The following is a 6,530-nucleotide window of genomic DNA, read 5'->3' as shown; positions in this document are numbered from 1 at the left end:
TATATCCATAAAATTGAATATGTTGAAGTTATATCCAAAAATTATATCTATCAATTTATGAAATTGTAAGAAATAGAGAGTATTTAAGAGAAAATAAAAGTATATAGAGGGAGGATATTTATGGTCGGAATTGTAGTAGTATCTCATAGCAAAAATTTAGCAGAAGAAATAATAAATTTTAGTATGCAGATGGCTAAATCAGAGATTAAAGTTATCAATGCAGGTGGAACAAGTGATGGAAGATTTGGAACAGATGCCTCTAAAATAGTGGAAGCAATACAAAATGTTGATGATGGAAGTGGTGTTTTAATTCTTGTAGATTTGGGAAGTGCTATTATGAGTGCTGAGATGGCAGTAGAGTTTTTAGATGAAGAGCTTCAAAAAAGAGTATTTATTGCAGATGCACCAATAGTTGAAGGTAGCATAGCGGCTATTAGTCAAGCTTCTATAGGAGCAAGTCTTGAAGAAGTTAAAAATGCAGCTGAAGGAGCAAAAGCATATTCTAAAAAATAGGTTTATGTAAAAAAGGGAAATTCTCATAGTTTGAGGATTTCTCTTTTTATTTATCAAAGTTAGGTGGTATAATATGTAATATAAAATTAATAAATACTTGATTAAAATGTTGTAATTATTTAAAATTATTATATTAATAATAAAAGAAAGAGGGAATGCCTGTGAAGCTAGCAGAGATTAATGAATATATTCAAAAGACATGTGAAAATATTTCAAAATTACTTAATGTTGAGGTTACTTTAGTAGATGTAAATTTAGTGAGGATAGCTGGTACAGGAAATTTCGAGCAAAAAATTGGGACTAGCATAGATCAAAATTCAATTTATTCTCACGTTTTAAAATCAGGACAGTGTTATATAATGGATGAAAAATATGCAAGTGAGAAGTGTAAAACATGTAATCAGAGAGATTACTGTAAAGAAATTGCAGATATTTGTTGTCCTATAATAATGAACGATAAGATACTAGGGGTTATAGGTTTAGTTGCTTTTAATGAAGATCAAAGAGATATTATGTTATCAAAAAAAGATGAGCTTATGACTTTCATTTCTAGCATAGCAGAGCTTATGTCATTAAAACTTGAAGGATCATCCAAAAAATTAAAAAATCAAAATAAAGAGATAAGACCTTTTGAGGAATTAGAGAAGGAAGAAATAATGAAAGCGCTAAAAAAATATGGTAATAGTACAGAAGGAATGAAAAAAATAGCAGATGCTTTGAATATTGGAATAGCTACTCTTTATAGAAAAGTAAAAAAATATAATATAAAAGAATAAATATAATTTATTTTATAAAGCTCCATATCGTTCAAAATATATGGAGTTTTTTGTTATTTCCTTACTTAACAAATTTTAATATTAGATATATACTAGATTTATATACTAGATTCATGAAATTTTAAATATAAAAGACAAAAATAAGAAAGGAATAATTTAATGGGAAAAGTTTTAGTTTTAGCTGAGAAACCTTCTGTAGGTCGTGATTTAGCAAAAGTATTAAAATGTAATCAAAAAGGTAATGGATATATTGAAGGAAATAAATATATAGTTACATGGGCATTAGGACATTTAGTAACACTTGCAAATCCAGAAGCCTATGGTGAAAAATATAAAACTTGGAGTTTAGAAAATTTACCTATGCTTCCTAATAAAATGGAGCTTTCAGTTATAAAAAAAACTGGTAAACAATTTAATGCAGTTAAAAACTTAATGAAAAGAAAAGATATTAGTGAATTAGTTATAGCAACAGATGCTGGAAGAGAAGGTGAGCTTGTTGCTAGATGGATTATTGAAAAAGTTGGATTTAAAAAGCCAATTAAAAGATTATGGATTTCATCTCAAACAGATAAAGCTATAAAAGATGGATTTAATAATTTAAAGCAAGGGAAGAATTACGAGAATTTATATAAATCAGCAGTATGTAGAGCACAAGCAGATTGGATTGTTGGACTTAATGTTACTAGAGCTTTAACATGCAAATATAATGCACAGCTTTCAGCAGGAAGAGTTCAAACTCCAACTTTAGCGATGATAGTTCAAAGAGAAGAAGAAATTAAAAATTTTATTCCAAAGAACTATTATACTATTACAGGAAATGCTGATAATTTTATTCTTCAATGGATTGATAATAAAGGAGGACAAACTCGTACATTTAATAAAGATAAAGCACAAAAAATTGTTTCTAAGGTTAATGGACAATATGGTGAAATTATAGAAGTTAATAAAACTTCTAAGAAAAAATATTCACCTTTTTTATATGATTTAACAGAGCTTCAAAGAGATGCTAATAAAAAATTTGGATACTCAGCAAAAAAAACACTATCCATAATGCAAAGATTATATGAAAATCATAAGATACTTACTTATCCTAGAACTGATTCAAGATATTTAACTACTGATATAGTAGAGACTATACCTGAACGGTTAAAGAGTATATCTGTTGGGCCATATACAAAGGCAGCTCAGAATTTACTTAGAGGAAAAATAAAGGTTAATAAAAGTTTTGTAGATAATAGTAAGGTTTCAGAACACCATGCTATTATTCCAACAGAACAAATAGTTATCCTTGGAGAACTTAGCATTGAGGAAAGAAATATATATGATTTAGTAGTTAAAAGATTTTTATCTGTAATGTATCCTCCTTTTGAATATGAGCAAACTAAAATTAAAGCTTTAGTAAATGGAGAAACATTTATTGCTAAAGGTAAAATAGTCAAGTCAAAAGGATGGAAAGCTGTTTATAGCAATGAATATAATGAAGATGAAACAGATGAAGAAATAAAAGACCAATCTCTCCCTCAAATCAATAAAGGAGATGAAATAAAATTAACTGGGGTAAAAATTGTTAAAGGACAAACTAAACCTCCAGCAAGGTATAATGAAGCTACACTGCTTTCAGCCATGGAAAATCCTCAAAAATTTATGAATATAGGGAATAAAGAGTTAATTAAGACTATTGATGAGGTAGGAGGATTAGGGACAGTTGCTACAAGAGCAGATATAATAGAAAAGTTGTTTAATGTATTCTATATAGAAAAAAAAGGAAAAGAAATATTTCCAACATCAAAAGGTAAACAGTTAATAGAGTTGGTTCCTTTGGATTTAAAATCTCCTACACTTACAGCAAAGTGGGAACAGCAGCTAATTAAAATAAGTAAAGGAGATTTAAATTATAAAGAATTTATACAAAATATGAAAGAATATGCATCAAAGCTTGTTTTAGATGTAGCAAATAGCAGCTATACTTATAGACATGATAATATGACAAGAGAAAGATGCCCAGAGTGTAATAAATATCTATTAGAGGTAAATAGTAAAAAAGGTAAAATACTCGTATGTCAAGATAGAGAATGTGGATATAGAAAAGGAGTATCAAAACTTACAAACGCTAGATGTCCTCAGTGTCATAGAAGATTAGAACTTCGAGGACAGGGGGAAGGTCAGATATTTAAATGTCCTAAATGTAGTTATAAAGAAAAGCTTTCAGCATTTAATAAAAGAAAAAAGGAACAAGGAGCAAAGGTTAATAAAAGAGATGTTGTTAAATATATGAAAAAACAAAAAAAAGAAAATGAACAACAATTAAATTCTGCTTTAGCAGACGCATTATCTAAATGGAAACAATCATAAAAAATATTAAAAGGAGAAAATTATGTTTAAACTAGGAGACTTTAATGAACTAAAGATAGTAAAAGAAAGAGATTTTGGATTATATTTAGATTCGGAGGTTGGAGAAATACTTCTTCCAAATAAATATGTTCCAAAAGAAGCAAAAGTAGGAGAAGTTTTAAATGTTTTTGTATATAAAGATTCAGAAGATAGATATATAGCTACAACTTTAACTCCTAAAGCAAAGGTAGGAGATATTGTTTGTTTAGAAGTAAGAGATGTAAATAAATATGGTGCTTTTTTAGATTGGGGTCTTGAAAAAGACTTATTAGCGCCTTACAGAGAACAATCTAGAAAAATGATAAAAAATAAAAAGTATATTGTTAAAGTATGTAAAGATGATGTTACAAATAGAATAATTGCTAGTCAAAAAATAAATAAATTTATAGATAATGAAGATATAAAAGTTAGTGAAGGAGAAGAGGTTGATTTATTAGTTTATGAATTTAATGACTTAGGAATAAAAGTTATAATTAACAATATTCATTTTGGAATGCTTTATAAAAATGAAGTATACCAAAAGCTAAAAATAGGAGATAAAATAAAAGGACGTATTAAAAAAATAAGAGAAGATAATAAAATAGATGTAACTATTAGAAAAAAGATAAATAAAGAAATAGAAGAATTCAAGGCTAAAATTTTAGAAGAATTGAATAAAAACAATGGATTTTTAAGCTTAACAGATAAATCTTCTCCAGATGATATAAAAGATAGATTAGAAATGAGTAAGAGTATGTTTAAAAAATCAATTGGAGGTTTATATAAAGAAGGATTAATAGATTTAACTGATGAAGGTATAGCTTTAAAAAGATAAAATAATAAAATCTCGCTTTTTAACATTTAAAAGGCGAGATTTTTTTACTTATTATAAATATGTTATAATACAATAGATTATTAATATAAAGGAAGGAATTACTATGAATATAATAACTATAGAAAATATATGCAAAAGTTATTCAGAAAAAATACTACTTAATAATGTATCTCTTGGTATAAATGAAGGAGAAAAAATAGGAGTATTAGGCATAAATGGAACAGGAAAATCAACTTTATTAAAAATTATTGCAGGAGTTGAAAATTATGATAGTGGTAAAATTACTAAGTCAAAAAATGCTAACATAGAATATTTACCTCAAGATCCAGATTTTGATAACGAATTGACTGTATTAGAGCAGGTTTTTAAAGGGACTTCACCAGTTATGAAGTTAATTAGTGAATATGAATATACATTAGAAAAGTTAAATAAAAATCCTGAAGATAGTAATTTACAAAATAAATTAATGAAATTAAATCAAGAAATAGATGTTATGAATGCATGGCAAATTGAGAGTGAAGCTAAGGCTGTACTTACAAAATTAGGAGTTTGTGATTTTAATCTAAAAATAGAAACTCTTTCAGGAGGACAAAAAAAGAGAGTAGCCCTTGCTAGTGCTCTTATTAATCCCTGTGACTTATTAATACTTGATGAGCCAACTAACCATATGGACAATGAAACTATATCTTGGCTTGAAGAATACTTAAATAATAGAAAAGGCTCACTTCTTATGATTACACATGATAGATATTTTTTAAATAGAGTTGTTAATAAAATAATAGAAGTAGACAATGGTAATGTTTATAGTTATCCGGGAAATTATACTAAGTTTCTTGAACTAAAAGAACAAAGACAAGATATGATGATAGCATCTGAAAGAAAAAGAAGAAGCATTTTTAGAACAGAATTAGAATGGATTAAAAGGGGAGCAAAAGCTAGAACTACCAAGCAAAAAGCAAGAATTGATAGATTTGAAAAATTGAAAGAAGAAAAATTAGAGTTAACTAATGATAAAATTGAAATATCAGTTGGTAATACTAGATTAGGAAAAAAAGTAATAGAAATTAACAATATATCTAAAAGTTTTGATGATAAAAAAGTAATAGATAATTTTAGTTATATAATTTCAAAAGGAGATAGAGTAGGTATTATTGGTAATAATGGTTGTGGGAAATCAACACTTATAAATATCATTGTTGGCAAATTACAACCAGATTATGGAATTATAGATATAGGTGAAACTGTTAAAATAGGTTATTTTTCTCAAGAAAATGAACATATGAAAGAAGAACTTAGAGTCATAGAATATATTAAAGAAGAAGCAGAATATATTTATACATCAGATGGGAAACATATAAGTGCTTCTTCTATGTTAGAAAGGTTTTTATTTCCTCCTCATGCTCAGTGGACCCCTATATCAAAGCTTTCAGGAGGAGAAAAAAGGAGATTATATTTATTACGTGTTCTTATGAGTGCACCTAATGTTTTAATTTTGGATGAGCCAACAAATGACTTGGATATTCAAACTTTAACAATACTTGAGGAGTATTTAGATGAATTTGAAGGATGTGTTATAACTGTTTCTCATGATAGATATTTTCTTAATAGGATTGTAGATAAAATACTATCTTTTAGAGGAAATGGACATATAGAGCATTATGTAGGAAATTATTCTGATTATGAAGAGTTTAAAAAAAATCAATTTGAAGATACTAAGTCTAGTGAAAGTAAAGTTAAGAAAAATAATAAGGATAATAATAAAAATGTAGAAAATAAAAAGAATAAACCTTTGAAATTTTCATTTAAAGAACAAAAAGAGTATGAAGAAATTGATGGAATTATTGAAGATTTAGAAAATAAGTTAGAAGAAATAAATAAAAAAATAAATAATGCAGGAAGTGATTTTGTACTATTACAAGAATTAATGAAAGATAAGGAAGTTCTAGAAAATACATTAAAAGAAAAATTTGAAAGATGGACATACTTAAATGAATTAGCAGAAAAAATAGCTAATAGTAAATAATAGTTTATATATT

Annotated in this window: 5 protein-coding genes; all 5 read left to right on the top strand. The window is 26.9% G+C overall.

The genetic code is table 11. The annotated features are described in order from the left end of the window. Positions 1–120 precede the first annotated feature (120 nt). The 5 genes from dhaM (at position 121) to BUA77_RS02715 (ending at position 6,517) form a co-directional block, all read left to right on the top strand. Positions 121–513 (top strand): dihydroxyacetone kinase phosphoryl donor subunit DhaM, encoded by a 393-nt coding sequence (gene dhaM / locus BUA77_RS02735; RefSeq protein ID WP_072887098.1) that lies wholly within the window; start codon positions 121–123, stop codon positions 511–513. 161 nt (positions 514–674) lie between these two features. Continuing rightward, positions 675–1,289 carry a GAF domain-containing protein gene (locus BUA77_RS02730; RefSeq protein ID WP_242939068.1) on the top strand — a complete coding sequence of 205 codons (615 nt, stop codon included), beginning with the start codon at positions 675–677 and terminating at the stop codon, positions 1,287–1,289. Between the two features lie 159 nt (positions 1,290–1,448). Then, the gene (locus BUA77_RS02725; protein ID WP_072887094.1) at positions 1,449–3,641 is read left to right on the top strand and encodes a DNA topoisomerase III; all 2,193 of its coding nucleotides are present in this window, start codon (positions 1,449–1,451) and stop codon (positions 3,639–3,641) included. A gap of 22 nt (positions 3,642–3,663) precedes the next feature. After that, positions 3,664–4,494: a CvfB family protein gene (locus BUA77_RS02720; protein ID WP_200773905.1), complete on the top strand. Its 831-nt coding sequence runs from the start codon at positions 3,664–3,666 to the stop codon at positions 4,492–4,494. A gap of 103 nt (positions 4,495–4,597) precedes the next feature. Next, complete coding sequence (locus BUA77_RS02715) at positions 4,598–6,517, top strand: ABC-F family ATP-binding cassette domain-containing protein (protein WP_072887090.1); 1,920 nt, start codon at positions 4,598–4,600, stop codon at positions 6,515–6,517. Positions 6,518–6,530 lie beyond the last annotated feature (13 nt).

Source organism: Tepidibacter formicigenes DSM 15518, assembly GCF_900142235.1.
GTDB classification, from domain to species: Bacteria; Bacillota; Clostridia; order Peptostreptococcales; family Peptostreptococcaceae; genus Tepidibacter; species Tepidibacter formicigenes.
This window is presented reverse-complemented; position numbering and strand designations above follow the sequence as displayed.

Bases quoted from the DNA above. Each gene is read 5' to 3' on its own strand.
- dhaM (WP_072887098.1), top strand. From the start codon at position 121: ATGGTCGGAATTGTAGTAGTATCTCATAGCAAAAATTTAGCAGAAGAA.
- BUA77_RS02715 (WP_072887090.1), top strand. From the start codon at position 4,598: ATGAATATAATAACTATAGAAAATATATGCAAAAGTTATTCAGAAAAA.
- BUA77_RS02720 (WP_200773905.1), top strand. From the start codon at position 3,664: ATGTTTAAACTAGGAGACTTTAATGAACTAAAGATAGTAAAAGAAAGA.
- BUA77_RS02725 (WP_072887094.1), top strand. From the start codon at position 1,449: ATGGGAAAAGTTTTAGTTTTAGCTGAGAAACCTTCTGTAGGTCGTGAT.